General features: G+C 49.3%; 12 protein-coding genes. 6 read left to right on the top strand and 6 right to left on the bottom strand.

Going from position 1 to position 14,011, the window contains the following annotated elements; all coding sequences use genetic code 11:
- Nucleotides 1-189 precede the first annotated feature (189 nt).
- A complete protein-coding gene (locus SK34_RS04515) occupies nt 190-729 on the top strand; it encodes a DUF2058 domain-containing protein (RefSeq protein WP_003839289.1) in 540 nt (179 codons plus the stop codon).
- A gap of 105 nt (nt 730-834) precedes the next feature.
- Here the strand turns inward: SK34_RS04515 and pgtA are convergent, their stop codons facing one another.
- The 3 genes from pgtA to pgtC are packed head-to-tail and all read right to left on the bottom strand — an operon-like array spanning nt 835 to nt 5,277.
- Nucleotides 835-2,082: a two-component system response regulator PgtA gene (pgtA, locus tag SK34_RS04520; protein WP_003839279.1), complete on the bottom strand. Its 1,248-nt coding sequence runs from the start codon at nt 2,080-2,082 to the stop codon at nt 835-837.
- Nucleotides 2,072-4,066, bottom strand: a complete 1,995-nt coding sequence (gene pgtB, locus SK34_RS04525) for a two-component system sensor histidine kinase PgtB (protein WP_170926233.1) — start codon at nt 4,064-4,066, stop codon at nt 2,072-2,074. The genes pgtA and pgtB overlap by 11 nt, the downstream gene beginning before the upstream one ends.
- Before the next feature lie 11 nt (nt 4,067-4,077).
- Nucleotides 4,078-5,277: a phosphoglycerate transport regulator PgtC gene (pgtC, locus tag SK34_RS04530; RefSeq protein ID WP_103790837.1), complete on the bottom strand. Its 1,200-nt coding sequence runs from the start codon at nt 5,275-5,277 to the stop codon at nt 4,078-4,080.
- A gap of 415 nt (nt 5,278-5,692) precedes the next feature.
- Between pgtC and pgtP the strand changes: the two genes are divergently transcribed.
- Complete coding sequence (pgtP, locus tag SK34_RS04535; RefSeq protein ID WP_003028229.1) at nt 5,693-7,084, top strand: phosphoglycerate transporter PgtP; 1,392 nt, start codon at nt 5,693-5,695, stop codon at nt 7,082-7,084.
- Between the two features lie 106 nt (nt 7,085-7,190).
- Here the strand turns inward: pgtP and SK34_RS04540 are convergent, their stop codons facing one another.
- Complete coding sequence (locus SK34_RS04540; RefSeq protein ID WP_003028231.1) at nt 7,191-7,433, bottom strand: YfdY family protein; 243 nt, start codon at nt 7,431-7,433, stop codon at nt 7,191-7,193.
- A gap of 440 nt (nt 7,434-7,873) precedes the next feature.
- On the opposite strand from SK34_RS04540, the gene lpxP reads away from it, so the two are divergent.
- Nucleotides 7,874-8,794 (top strand): kdo(2)-lipid IV(A) palmitoleoyltransferase, encoded by a 921-nt coding sequence (gene lpxP, locus SK34_RS04545; RefSeq protein ID WP_003845019.1) that lies wholly within the window; start codon nt 7,874-7,876, stop codon nt 8,792-8,794.
- A 41-nt stretch (nt 8,795-8,835) separates the two neighbouring features.
- On the opposite strand, the gene SK34_RS04550 is transcribed toward lpxP, so the two are convergent.
- The gene (locus SK34_RS04550; RefSeq protein ID WP_048232469.1) at nt 8,836-9,453 is read right to left on the bottom strand and encodes a lysozyme inhibitor LprI family protein; all 618 of its coding nucleotides are present in this window, start codon (nt 9,451-9,453) and stop codon (nt 8,836-8,838) included.
- Between the two features lie 343 nt (nt 9,454-9,796).
- Between SK34_RS04550 and ypdK the strand changes: the two genes are divergently transcribed.
- Entirely contained in the window at nt 9,797-9,868 is a 72-nt protein-coding gene (gene ypdK / locus SK34_RS24625) for a membrane protein YpdK (RefSeq protein WP_010723117.1), read from the top strand.
- Between the two features lie 64 nt (nt 9,869-9,932).
- Here ypdK and alaC read toward each other — a convergent pair whose 3' ends face one another.
- Complete coding sequence (gene alaC, locus SK34_RS04555; RefSeq protein WP_003028236.1) at nt 9,933-11,171, bottom strand: alanine transaminase; 1,239 nt, start codon at nt 11,169-11,171, stop codon at nt 9,933-9,935.
- A 387-nt stretch (nt 11,172-11,558) separates the two neighbouring features.
- Between alaC and SK34_RS04560 the strand changes: the two genes are divergently transcribed.
- Nucleotides 11,559-13,256 (top strand): sensor histidine kinase, encoded by a 1,698-nt coding sequence (locus SK34_RS04560; protein WP_003028239.1) that lies wholly within the window; start codon nt 11,559-11,561, stop codon nt 13,254-13,256.
- A gap of 14 nt (nt 13,257-13,270) precedes the next feature.
- Nucleotides 13,271-14,005, top strand: a complete 735-nt coding sequence (gene ypdB, locus SK34_RS04565) for a two-component system response regulator YpdB (RefSeq protein WP_003028240.1) — start codon at nt 13,271-13,273, stop codon at nt 14,003-14,005.
- Nucleotides 14,006-14,011: the final 6 nt, after the last annotated feature.

The raw sequence follows: 14,011 nt of genomic DNA on the forward strand, positions 1-14,011 counted from the left end.
TATTAACTTATTCGGCATATTATTTTTTATTAAAAAAATCAGGTAATCATCAACTGATTCAGCAAGGGAGAGAGACTCAGGACAGTGATAGCAGCCGAGATAACAGCCGTGACTACGGCCATCATTCTGGCGTCCCACCGAACGTTAAGGTTATAATCCTTACAATGATTTTTTGGATTAGAAGCGACAATGACAAAACTTACCCTACAAGAACAGATGCTTAAAGCGGGTCTGGTCAGCAGCAAAAAAATGGCGAAAGTGCAGAGAACGGCGAAAAAATCGCGCGTTCAGGCTCGTGAAGCCAGAGAAGCGGTTGAAGAGAATAAAAAAGCGCAGATCGAGCGTGATAAGCAACTCAGCGAACAACAGAAGCAGGCCACGTTGTCTAAAGAGTATAAAGCGCAGATCAAGCAACTAATTGAAATGAATAAAATCACCATTACCCGTGGCGATATTGGTTACAACTTTACTGACAATAATCTGATCAAAAAAGTCTATGTTGATAAGGTGACTCAGTCTCAGTTGATCAAGGGCCGTCTGGCTATTGCCCGTCTGACGGCTGAAAGTGGTAGCGAGAGCGAATACGCCATCATTCCGGCAGTCGTCGCCGACAAGATTGCCCAGCGCGATGCAAGCTATATCGTGCTTAATTGCGAACTGAGCCAGGAAGCTAAGGATGAAGACGATCCGTATGCTGATTTTGTCATTCCTGATGATCTGATGTGGTAAGCAAAACCCCTCAATAATCACCCGGAATTTCGTCACATATTTCGGTGAACGCTCACGCTGCCACCGAAATACTGTCAACGTCTCTTCATCCCCACATTCCGCCTGCTAAAACTTATAGTGTTCTTTGCTCAGTCCGTATTTTCTCATGCGTAAATAGAGTTTTTTACGCGGGATTTGTAGATACTCCGCGACTTCATTAATACGCCCCTGATGGATATTTAGCGCTTCAGTAATGATCTGCCGCTCGTACTCGTCGACCCGACGATCGAGCGGTGTCGGTTGAGGCAAATGCAGTTGCGGATTCGCGGTTTCAGCCAGTGGCAATAGCCCAACGGCAAAAAGCTCGGCGGCATTGGCCAGTTCCCGAACATTGCTTAACCACACGCGACGCCGCATACCTTTTAGTAATTCCCCGTCAATCTCAGGCACAGGATGGTTCAGACGCAGACAGGCTTTCTGCAGATAATGGCGAAACAGCGGTTCAACATCATCCGGGCGCTGAGACAACGGCTGGCAACCAATTTGCGTCATCGCAAAACAGTAATAGAGTTCGGCCACAATCTGGTTGGTTGCCGCCAGTTCCACCAACGAAGTGGCGCCAATGCCAATTAGGCGAAACGGACGTCGCTCCTGGCTTTGCAAATGCACCAGATGGTGCTGCTGTTCACGTGTCAGGCACTCAATATGACTCAGAACCAGCGTTCCCCCTTGCGCCTGGGCAATAAGGTCATTGAGTTGTTCAGAGTTCCCGGGCGTCAATTCACCGCGAATAAACGCGCCTTCAGCGCTGCGCCCAAGTTGATGTAAATAACGGGCCCCGGTCATACGCCCGGTTCCCGGCTCGCCATAAAACCAGACGGCAATATCCGTTTCCGCCAGTTGCCGTAAACGCTGGCGATACTGATTAACCCAGTCACTGTAGCCGACCAGTTCAACTTGTAGCTTTTGCTGGCAATAGTGACGACGTGCAATCACAGATTTTCTCTGACGCAACGCATCCTCTACCAACACCAGCAGTTTGCCAGGATCAACCGGTTTTTGCAGAAAGTCCCACGCCCCTTTCTTCACCGCGTCCACCGCCATCGGAACATCGCCATGCCCGGTGATCAACAGGATCGGAAGCTGATTGTCATCCTGATGAAACAACGTCATCAGGTCGATTCCATTACAGCCAGGCATACACACATCGCTCAGGACAATCCCTGGCCAGTCGGCCTGCAACCAATTTCGGGCATCAAAAGGGTTACTGCATGCGAATACATGATATCCCTCCTGTTCAAGCAACAGGGTGTAAGCGTCGAGAACATCGGCATCATCATCAATAAGCAGAACAGAATATTCATCACTCAACATCGTTTACATCCGTCAGATTAAATTGCAGAACGACGCAGGCATTGCGCCCCGGGGTTGACGCCAGGCGCAGTTCGCCGTTCATTTGCATCATTAACGATACACAAATCGATAAGCCAATACCGAGGCCAACATCCTTACTGGTGGTAAACGGTTTTAACAGTGATGGTAATAATGCCCCAGGCCAGCCGGGGCCGTTATCGCTGATAAATACGCACAACCGGCTGCCTTCGGCCTGCCAGTGAACATCTATTTTCGCCGCTACCGGACAGGCATCCAGCGCATTTGCCAGGACGTTTACCAGCACCTGCTGAATACGCACTTCATCACCAGCCACCCACACGCTCCGATCTGGGAGCGTCAGCGTACCCTGCTGTGGCTTATGCCGCATGGACAACAGTTCCCAGGCAGCATTGAACGTTTGTCGGAGATCGACCGGATGCAGAGGCGTACCTGGCTCGGCTCGGCGCGCAAACTGACGCAGCGAACGGATAATGGCATCAATGCGAGTAATCAGTCCCTCCGCTTTGGTTAATGTGCTTCTGGCCTGAGCGGATTGCCCCTGTTCAATTGCCCTCCCCGCCGTAAACAGGTACATCGACAGCGCATTCAGCGGTTGATTAATCTCGTGCGCCAGCGTGGTCATAGTCTGGCCGACCACCGCCAGTTTTGCGGTTTGGATCAGCTCATCCTGCGTTGCGCGAAGATCGGATTCAATCTCTTTGCGCTCGGTCACTTCCTGCTCCAGCTGATTTTTTTGCGCGCTCAACTGGCCCAGAGTATGGCGCAGCAAGCCTGCGATACGCCCCAGTTCATCACGTCCATATACCGGGATAGTGGCATCCGTTCTGCCAAGACCAATTTGCACCACGGCCTGGTTGAGCGCAGTAAAACGTTTCACCAGACGCGAACGAATGAAAAAGTGATTAAGCCCCCAGGCGAGAAGTAGCGCCAGCAGCGTCGCCAGCAGGATAAGTCCACCGCTGACACGAACAATTTGTTCCAACCGTTGGTTAAACGTCTGCATTTGCTGATGGCTACTCCCCAGTTGCGCTTCAAGCAGTGTTCGAAAGCGCCCAAGTGTGGCCTCTCTGGCATGGCTGGCATCAACGAGCGCTTTTTGCGCTGCGACATAATCGCGCATGGTATCGGGCATTTTATTTTTCATCATCCCGATTTCCAGCAGCTCATCGATAGTTTGTCGCAGGGTGATAGTGCTGGGCCAGTCATCAAGGGTACGGATATTTTCATCCGCCGTTTTCTTCAGATTTTCCAGGTAGCGGATGTGATTCTCCACCAGCATTCCGTCGTCGCTACCCGATTTCAGTTCATTAAGCCTGTCGCGTAAATCATCAACGATCTGGTTTTCAATTCTTGCCAGGGTGTAAACCTGCTGCTGCTCGTTTTGCACCTCTCGGGCACGTTTGAGATACAGCGCCGCATCACCATTTTTGGCCTCGATTTGATCCAGCAACGTCCCCTGCTGCCAGGTAAAATCCTGCACCAGTGAATTCAGCTCAGTAGTAAAATCATCATGTAGCCAATCAATGCGCGCGGAAAGTTCGCTCACTTTTTCGCGTACAAGGAACATGTTGTAGAGCACCCGGTCCAGTTCTGCCATCAGCGCCCGGCTGTCTTGCAAAATCACCGCCAGCTGCTGCTGTTCTGCTGGTTGCAACCCCCTGCTCAGCACTTCGATTTTATCCAGATGCGAGATTATCTGATTGCGCAGTTGCAGCCTTACCGTCGTATTGGGAGCCAGCAGGAATTCATTAAGCTGGTCCACAACCAGGTTGAGATTCCCTTCAATCAAAAAAGCGGAATGCACGCGCGGGAAGTAATCATCAAGCGAATAGCGTATCTGCGAGCTCTGCTCATGCCAGGAGTACAAACTGACGCAGCTTACGCTCAACGTCAGTAATGCGCCCGTCAGAAAGGCTCCTCGCAGACTGCTGCTGATGCTGAGCTGACGCAGACGGTGCAGTATCGATCCACCTTTCATTTTAATTCTTCCAGTTTTGATATCGCCTGACGCTGATTTTTAAGAAACCAGAGCTGCCACTCCATCATCTGCTGTTCGGCAACGCTTTTATTATCAAACTGCGCAAGCCAGGCTTCATCTTCACTACTTTTGGCATCTATCGGAACGCTGGTCAGTAAGGCTCTGATTTCGGGTAGCGGGCGTTTCAGGCGAGCTTCCGCACTGTATAGCGCCCGCCATGCATCCTTTAGTTGCGCAAGACGAAAACTGATGGCGGTATCAAACATCCGCTGCACCAACTGTTGCCGCTTAAGGATCAGCCGATAATTAAGCGCAGGCTGGTTCATTAAAATAGCCTGCTGAGCAGCGCGGGGATTATCAGATGCGAGCTGCGTTACCGGGTATTTCCCCGTATTCGCATCCGCAAGGATCCGCTGTCCCTCCGGGCTTAACAAATAGCGGATAAAACGACGCGCTTCATTGGGATGCTGGCTGTTATTGAGAACAGCAACATAGGTTGGCGATACCGCCGAGCGTGGAAAATAGGTAAACGCCAGGTGAGGATCGTTAAGCAACAAGTTGGCATAATTATCAATGACCGGCCCCGCAACGCCAAGGCCGCTCTTAATTTTGTCGGCTACGCCAAAACTGCGTGATGAAATCGTCACCAAATTTCCAGCACTCGCCAGTAATGTCGCCCAGCCCTCTTCCCACCCTTTTTGCTGTAGCAACGACTCAACCATCAGATGGTTGGTATCGGAACGCGACGGGCTACTCATTAACAAAGCGTTCTGATATTTAGGATGCGTTAAATCCCCCCAGTCAGCAGGAGGCGACAAATGACGCGCCGCCAGCGCAGAACGGTTAATCAACAGGCCAAAACCAGATATCGCAACAGCCACGGAGGTAGAACGAATCGAGTCCGGCACCAGCCGCTGGCTTTCCGGCAGCACATTATCGAAGGGCGCCAGCTTCTGATGCTCCTGAAGATGCTGCAACAGCATGGGCGACGAGGTCAAAATCAAATCGACGTTCTCCGCATTGGCAGTATCAAGCAGTTGTTCCAGTGAACTGCTGGTCCGGTTTAATGTGCGAATCATCACCGACCCCGGTTCCGTCTGCCAACGCTGAATAATCCAGGCCGTTGCCCCCGGTGAAAAGGTTGTTGCCATTACCAGCTCTTTACCCTGCGCCAGACAACTCACCGACAGCGACATAAAACAGAGCGAGATCGCCCAACAACGCCCCCGGTCCAAAAGTCTGTTTGTGATCCCGTTCATAAATACCAACATGTGCAAAAAATAATATTGAGACAAAACTTACCCGTTTATCACTGCCAGAGTTAAGAATAAGGTTATTCGTAGAATAACCAAACGGAAAGTGACGGCATCGGTAAAGAATACCCGAAAATGCAGCCTGAATTTGTTAATATCCGCACACGCTGATGATAAAAACGTCCGTAAAAGAATAGAATTTAAAATCCATTATTTAAAAAGAGTCAAAATCAGCCACGCAATCCACAAATTGTGTCAATAGTGACTCATTTCATCAACTTGAGTTTCTCTGCCACCTATTTCACTCTTCACTGCGAAAAATCCTGATATTCACATCAATATAAATTTAGGTGATGATATGTTATCAATATTTAAAGCAGGGCCAGCGGCAAATAAAGTCCCGGCGGAGAAAGTCCAGGAAACTTATGGCCGATACCGCATTCAGGCATTACTCAGCGTATTTCTTGGCTATCTTGCGTACTATATTGTGCGCAATAATTTCACGCTCTCAACACCGTACCTGAAGGAACATCTGGATCTCAGTGCCACACAAATTGGTCTACTCAGCAGCTGCATGCTTATTGCTTATGGGATCAGTAAAGGCATTATGAGCAGCCTGGCAGACAAGGCCAGCCCTAAGGTCTTTATGGCATGCGGCCTGATTCTGTGTGCCATTGTAAACGTCGGTTTAGGATTCAGTACCGGATTCTGGATTTTTGCCGCTCTGGTCGTTTTCAATGGTTTGTTCCAGGGTATGGGCGTTGGCCCTTCATTTATTACCATTGCCAACTGGTTTCCGCGTAAAGAACGTGGACGCGTTGGCGCATTCTGGAATATCTCTCACAATGTTGGCGGTGGTATTGTTGCCCCGATCGTGGGTGCCGCCTTTGCCATTTTGGGGAGCGAGCACTGGCAAAGTGCCAGCTATATTGTTCCGGCCGGTGTGGCCGTCCTGTTCGCTTTTATTGTGCTAATGCTGGGGAAAGGTTCACCGCGCCAGGAAGGCTTACCGGCTCTGGAACAAATGATGCCGGAAGAAAAAGTCGTATTAAATTCCCGACACGCTGTCCAGGCGCCAGAAAATATGAGTGCCTTCCAGATCTTCTGCACTTATGTGCTGCGTAATAAGAATGCCTGGTATGTTTCACTGGTAGATGTCTTCGTCTATATGGTGCGTTTTGGCATGATTAGCTGGTTGCCTATTTATCTGTTAACCGAAAAACATTTTTCGAAAGAGCAAATGAGCATCGCTTTTCTGTTTTTTGAATGGGCAGCAATCCCTTCCACATTACTGGCGGGTTGGCTTACCGATAAACTGTTTAAAGGCCGTCGCATGCCGCTGGCCATGATTTGTATGGCGCTGATTTTCGTCTGTTTGATCGGCTACTGGAAAAGTGAATCCCTGCTGATGGTCACTATTTTTGCCGCCATTGTGGGTTGCCTGATCTATGTTCCACAGTTCCTCGCTTCTGTTCAGACGATGGAAATCGTCCCCAGCTTCGCAGTGGGGTCAGCGGTAGGTTTACGCGGATTTATGAGCTACATTTTTGGCGCGTCGCTGGGAACCAGCCTGTTTGGCGTAATGGTCGACAAAATGGGATGGCATGGCGGATTCTATCTGTTGATGGGTGGGATTGTCTGCTGCATCCTGTTTTGCTACCTCTCTCATCGTGGCGCGCTGGAGCTCGAACAGCAGCGAAAAAATGCTCAGCAAGAGGAAGCCTCACTCCAGTTGGCGGATGCCCGGTAATTCATTTCGCTCTCACAAAAAAGTGCCAGCGATGCTGGCACTTCAATAACTCAGATAAATAAAAAAGCTCAACGTGATAATTTATTGCTAAACGTAACATTCCAAATTATTGCTTACCGTAACCCACCATAAAGCGAATAATTAAACCGCAAGCAGGAGCAAGAAACAGGAATAACCCGGTTACCATTTCGTTACCATTGGTCAATCGCATAGTAAAAAAGTAAATTAATGCCGTAAGGATGGCCATGCCGAGAAAAGCGCTGATTGACGCCGCAGCGCCCATAACCTGCCAGATATAGCAACTGACGCACAAAATGCTCAGAGCGAGAAAGATCCAGAAATAGAGCATAGCGATACCTCCTGTTTGCCGTAAACTTAACGTAAGTCCTTACACTCCCTTAACTTTATATTCTAAGACAATTCCTATCCTCGTGCAATTTCAGCAACATCTTAGTTACAAAAATCCTTCACCTGCATACTATTACTCTCTCGGGCAGACATTTATTTAATCTGCATAAAAACAACGGATTATATATAGGTTAATTTTTGTTCTTAATCGCCTTAAAAACATTTACGAATCTTGAGTAATTATTTCTGGCTGACATTAATTTTCGGGTGTACATTGTGCGTCCGATCATTCATGCCCCCTCGTGGTTTTGTCCTGACTCAGTTTTACACTCTTTACAGGAACCAATGTCGTTCATGGCGGCCTAACGATCAGTAAAGAGAGTAAAGCGAAAGACAAAGAATCTTCGCGATACATCTATTTCGTATCAACAACAGGTGCTTATGTTCCCCCAATGTAAATTTTCACGCGCGTTTTTGCATCCGCGCTACTGGCTCACGTGGTTTGGTGTTGGAGTGCTCTGGTTACTGGTACAGCTTCCCTATCCCGTATTGTGTTTTCTTGGTACCCGTACAGGAACGCTGGCTCGTCCATTTTTAAAACGCCGTGAATCTATTGCACGTAAAAATCTCGAACTCTGTTTCCCAAATTTGTCGCAGGAAGAAAGAGACAAACTGGTCGATGAGAATTTCCGTTCACTCGGCATGGGGCTACTTGAAACAGGTATGGCCTGGTTCTGGCCGGACCGTCGGGTGCGTAAATGGTTTGATGTAGAAGGACTGGACAACCTGAAACGCGCCCAGTTGCAAAATCGTGGTGTGATGGTTGTAGGTGTACACTTTATGTCGCTCGAGTTGGGTGGCCGCGTAATGGGACTTTGTCAGCCAATGATGGCGACCTATCGCCCGCACAACAATAAGTTGATGGAGTGGATCCAAACCCGCGGTCGTATGCGCTCCAACAAGGCGATGATCGGCAGAAATAATCTGCGTGGTATTGTCGGCGCTCTCAAAAAAGGAGAAGCCGTATGGTTTGCCCCCGATCAGGACTACGGTCGTAAAGGAAGCTCATTTGCCCCCTTCTTTGCCGTCAAAGATGTGGCAACCACCAACGGTACTTACGTGCTGTCGCGTTTGTCGGGTGCAGCGATGCTGACCGTAACCATGGTGAGAAAAGCAGATAACTCAGGTTATCGCCTGTTCATCACGCCTGAAATGGAAGGTTACCCGGCTGATGAGTGCCAGGCAGCGGCCTATATGAATAAAATTATCGAAAAAGAGATCATGCGCGCCCCCGAGCAGTATCTCTGGATCCACCGTCGCTTCAAAACGCGCCCAATGGGTGAAGCCTCGTTGTATATCTGAAAAGAAAGGCCGCAAGGCCTTTCTTTTTTTCTACGGCTGAATTACTTCACGCCCCATTTATTGTGGAGTTCAGTCATTCGTTCGCTATAGCTTCGGGCAATGCAGGCTGGCTCATCCCCCTTCTCTTTCCAGCACTCGTTGCGTCCTTTGATCCAACCTCGCTGCTCTGCTTTTAACATCGGATCATTCTTCGATTTAGCCAGTGCCTGTTTAAAAATTTCGTTCAATTTCAGATCCATTGCAGAGAGCGATGGGCTCTGGCAAATAATATCTTCCGCACTTCCCTTTTGAACAGCAGAGCAGGAGTAAGACGGACCAGCGTTGGTCAATTTTTTCGCTGGAGAGTAATCAATATTGTCCTCCGGCAGGCAAACCCCGTGCTTACGATTAGGTCCAGTCCAGGATACGTCCGGATTTCCGTCATCTTTGCGGGAGATAGAAACGGTATTTTTACCACTTGTCGCCTCCCAATAGTTTTCATTGAAAGCCTTCACCGTCGCCTTCGCGCCATCGATCCAGACATTGCCTTTACCATCACTATTCACACCACCAATACTTGCGCAGCTGAAATTGAACGCCAGCGGCGAAGCCGCCATCGACGTCAACGGCGTAAGAGCGAGTGCTAACATCATTAACCTGGTCATTTTTAACCTTTTCATTATTAAATTCCGCGAAAAATTAACCGCATTAACATCATGGCGATATGAGAACTATCCGAGTAAGCATTCCGTCGCTCAATAGCAATTTATTACCGAAAGAAATTAAACTGTCGCCGAATCACGACACTTGTAAGTTATTAAAATTAAATAAAAAAATGCCTCTTGTCTCGCCTCATTTTTAGGCGTACATTAGCGCCGTCTGGAGCATTAAAGCTCAGAATTCTGAGGTGATGCAGCCAAGTAAACGAGGGGAATTCTCCATTTCGTTTATGCGTGCATCAGCTCTCTGTCAGGTAAGCATATGTTCATTTAGACATACCCAAGGTATGCGGAGAGATGAAAAGTGAAATATTTCTTTATGGGCATTTCTTTTATGGTCATCGTTTGGGCCGGTACTTTCGCCCTGATGATCTAAATTAAAAGACGCAGCAAAAAACAGGAGCCATAAGGCTCCTGTTTGCATTTTGGGGAACATTCGGTCAGTCGGTACTTTCAGAAGTCGATTTTGCACTGGTCGGTAACAGGCCATCTGCACGGAACATTGCTTTGATACCGCGAATAGCCTGGCGGGTACGGTCACGGTTTTCAATCAACGCAAAACGCACATGCGTATCACCATAATCACCAAACCCAATCCCCGGCGAAACGCATACCTTCGCTTCATTCAGCAGTTTCTTGGCAAACTCAAGTGACCCCATCCCGGCGTATTGCTCTGGAATTTTCGCCCAAACGTACATCGAGGCTTTTGGCACCTCGACCATCCAGCCAGCTTCATGCAGCCCTTTGACCAGCACATCACGACGACGTTTATATTGCTCTGCAATATCTCGCACGCACTGCTGATCGCCTTCCAGCGCGGCGATGGCCGCAACCTGTAACGGTGTAAAGGTTCCGTAATCGTGATAGCTCTTAATTCGCGCCAGCGCGTTTACCAACGTTTTATTGCCCACCATAAAACCGATACGCCAGCCCGCCATGTTGTAGCTTTTCGACAGGGTGAAAAATTCAACTGCGACATCGCGAGCGCCCGGTACCTGCATAATCGACGGCGCTTTCCAGCCGTCGTAGACAATATCGGCATAGGCCAGATCATGAACCACCAGCACGTCATAGCGTTTAGCCAGAGCCACAACTTTTTCGAAGAACTCCAGCTCGACGCATTGCGCAGTCGGGTTCGACGGGAAACCTAAGATCATCATCTTCGGTTTCGGATAGCTTTCGCGAATCGCGCGCTCCAGCTCATTAAAGAAATCGACGCCTTCGACCAGCGGCACAGATCGTACCTGCGCGCCGGCAATCACCGCGCCATAAATATGGATGGGATAACTTGGGTTGGGTACGAGGACCGTATCACCGTGATCGAGCGTTGCCAGCATCAGGTGCGCAAGTCCCTCTTTGGAACCGATGGTCACAATGGCTTCGGATTCAGGATCGATCTCAACGTCATAGCGTTCCTGGTACCAGCGGGAAATCGCCCGACGCAGACGCGGAATACCGCGAGAGGTGGAATAACCGTGCGTATCCGGGCGCTGCGCTACGGTACACAGTTTTTCAACAATGTGAGGAGGCGTGGCCCCATCCGGGTTCCCCATGCTGAAGTCGATAATATCTTCGCCGCGCCGACGCGCAGCCATCTTCAGTTCAGCCGTGATGTTAAAAACGTACGGGGGAAGGCGATCAATACGCGTAAAGCGACGTTCAGGGCGGGAGTCAGCCATAATATCCTCAGATTAACGTTAGCGCCCGGACCGTCCGAGCGACGCTGCCACGATGGTGGCACGTTTAGAAAATAGCCTGAATAATTTCCTTCTGTCGAGAGGCAAAACAAAATATTTTTTCCTGACAAAAAAGAGGAACAACATAGTAAAATGAGGAAATATTCATTTTCACAACCCGCTTAAAATTACCATCATTTAACATTTTGTTGTTAAATACATTACCTTGAATGCAGCGCTGACAGGACAGGTATTGTAAATACAACAATCATGCAACAATCCCCTTTTAATATTATGGTTTTTCCTCATTAGGCACAGGCTGCGTGGGTGCTGGTCATCCTGGCCCAGGTTACCTATCATAGAGGTTTAACCCTTGCGCAAGAGTCACCCGTGCACGAAATATTCAATATGCTGCTGGCGGTATTTGACCGGGCAGCACTGATGCTGTTCTGTCTGTTTTTCCTGATTCGTATCCGCCTGTTCCGCGAACTGTTGCACAAATCAGCCCACTCCCCAAAAGAGCTGCTCGCCGTTACCGCGATTTTCTCAATGTTTGCCCTGTTCAGTACCTGGTCCGGCGTACCGGTTGAAGGCTCACTGGTTAACGTGCGTATTATCGCGGTCATGTCAGGGGGGATTCTGTTTGGCCCGTGGGTCGGTATCATTACGGGCCTCATCGCGGGTACCCACCGCTATCTGATCGACATCGGCGGCGTCACCGCCCTGCCCTGTTTTATCACCAGTATTCTGGCAGGCTGTATTGCCGGGTGGATCAACCGTAAGATCCCTAAAGCACAGCACTGGCGAGCTGGCATTTTAGGCGGAATGCTTTGCGAATCCCTGACGATGATCCTCGTCGTCGTCTGGGCCCCCTCTACCGCACTGGGGCTGGATATTGTCTCAAAAATCGGTATCCCAATGATCCTGGGCAGCGTCTGCATTGGCTTTATCGTCATGCTAGTGCAAAGCGTGGAGGGCGAGAAAGAGGCCAGCGCCGCGAAGCAGGCCAAGCTGGCGCTGGATATTGCCAACAAAACCTTGCCGCTTTTTCGGCAGGTTAACAGCGAGTCGCTCCGCCAGGTATGCGAAATTATTCGCCATGACATCCATGCGGACGCCGTCGCAATTACCAATACCCAGCACGTTCTGGCCTACGTTGGCGTGGGGGAACTTAACTACCGTGATAACGATGATTTCGTCAGTCCTACCACGCAGCAGGCGATCAATTACGGAAAAATCATCATTAAAAACAATGATGAAGCGCATCGCACACCGGAAATACACTCCATGCTGGTGATCCCGCTGTGGGAGAAAGGCGTTGTCACCGGTACGCTAAAAATCTACTACTGTCACGCCCACCAGATAACCTCCTCGCTGCAGGAAATGGCTATTGGTCTGTCGCAAATTATCTCGACTCAGCTTGAAGTTTCCCGAGCGGAACAGCTACGCGAAATGGCAAATAAGGCAGAGCTACGCGCACTACAAAGTAAAATAAATCCTCATTTCCTGTTTAACGCCCTGAACGCGATTTCATCCTCGGTACGACTTAACCCGGACACCGCACGCCAGCTCATTTTTAATTTGTCGCGTTATCTTCGCTACAATATCGAATTAAAAGACGATGAGCAGATCGATATCAAAAAAGAGCTGTATCAAATCAAGGATTACATCGCCATCGAACAAGCGCGTTTTGGCGACAAACTAACGGTTATTTATGATATCGATGAAGAGGTAAGCTGTTATATTCCCAGCCTGCTGATTCAGCCGCTGGTAGAAAACGCTATCGTCCATGGGATTCAGCCCTGCAAAGGGAAAGGTGTGGTCACCATCAGCGTGGCGGAGTGTGGTAACCGGGTACGGATAGCCGTGCGGGATACGGGCCACGGTATCGATCCAAAAGTGATTGAACGGGTCGAATCCAATGAAATGCCGGGCAATAAAATTGGTCTATTGAATGTGCACCATCGCGTTAAGCTGCTCTACGGTGAGGGATTACATATCCGCCGTCTGGAGCCCGGCACTGAGATTGCCTTTTATGTACCGAATCAGCATTCGCCCGCAGCCGCACCGGCCACATTGCTGCTTTAACCAGGAGTGAAGTCGTGAAAGTCATCATTGTTGAAGATGAATTCCTGGCCCAACAGGAACTGAGCTGGCTGATAAAAGAGCACAGCCAGATGGAGATTGTCGGCACGTTTGACGATGGTCTGGACGTGCTGAAATATCTCCAGCACAACCGCGTTGACGCCATTTTTCTGGATATTAATATTCCCTCGCTGGACGGCGTATTGCTGGCACAAAATATCAGCCAGTTCGCGCATAAACCCTTTATTGTGTTTATTACCGCGTGGAAAGAACACGCCGTTGAAGCCTTCGAACTGGAAGCTTTTGACTACATTCTGAAGCCGTACCAGGAATCACGCATTGTCAGCATGCTGCAAAAGCTGGAAGCCGCCTGGCAACAGCAGCAAACTGGAACTTCGCTCGCCAGTCCGGTGGCCCGCGAAAACGATACGATCAACCTGATCAAAGATGAGCGGATCATCGTGACCCCGATCAACGACATCTACTACGCAGAAGCCCATGAAAAGATGACGTTTGTCTACACCCGGCGCGAATCGTACGTGATGCCGATGAACATCACCGAATTTTGCAGCAAACTGCCGGCTTCGCATTTCTTCCGCTGCCACCGCTCGTTCTGCGTGAATCTGAATAAAATCCGCGAGATCGAACCCTGGTTTAACAATACCTATATTTTGCGCTTAAAAGATCTGGAATTTGAAATCCCGGTTAGTCGGAGTAAAGTGAAAGAGTTCAGACAGTTAATGCACTTATAGCGCAGA

The organism is Citrobacter sp. MGH104 (assembly GCF_001034485.1).
In the GTDB taxonomy this organism is placed as follows: domain Bacteria; phylum Pseudomonadota; class Gammaproteobacteria; order Enterobacterales; family Enterobacteriaceae; genus Citrobacter; species Citrobacter freundii.

Coding starts and splice junctions, on each gene's coding strand:
- SK34_RS04515 (WP_003839289.1), top strand. CDS start 190: ATGACAAAACTTACCCTACAAGAACAGATGCTTAAAGCGGGTCTGGTC.
- pgtA (WP_003839279.1), bottom strand. CDS start 2,082: ATGTTGAGTGATGAATATTCTGTTCTGCTTATTGATGATGATGCCGAT.
- pgtC (WP_103790837.1), bottom strand. CDS start 5,277: ATGTCGCTGTCGGTGAGTTGTCTGGCGCAGGGTAAAGAGCTGGTAATG.
- pgtP (WP_003028229.1), top strand. CDS start 5,693: ATGTTATCAATATTTAAAGCAGGGCCAGCGGCAAATAAAGTCCCGGCG.
- SK34_RS04540 (WP_003028231.1), bottom strand. CDS start 7,433: ATGCTCTATTTCTGGATCTTTCTCGCTCTGAGCATTTTGTGCGTCAGT.
- lpxP (WP_003845019.1), top strand. CDS start 7,874: ATGTTCCCCCAATGTAAATTTTCACGCGCGTTTTTGCATCCGCGCTAC.
- SK34_RS04550 (WP_048232469.1), bottom strand. CDS start 9,453: ATGAAAAGGTTAAAAATGACCAGGTTAATGATGTTAGCACTCGCTCTT.
- alaC (WP_003028236.1), bottom strand. CDS start 11,171: ATGGCTGACTCCCGCCCTGAACGTCGCTTTACGCGTATTGATCGCCTT.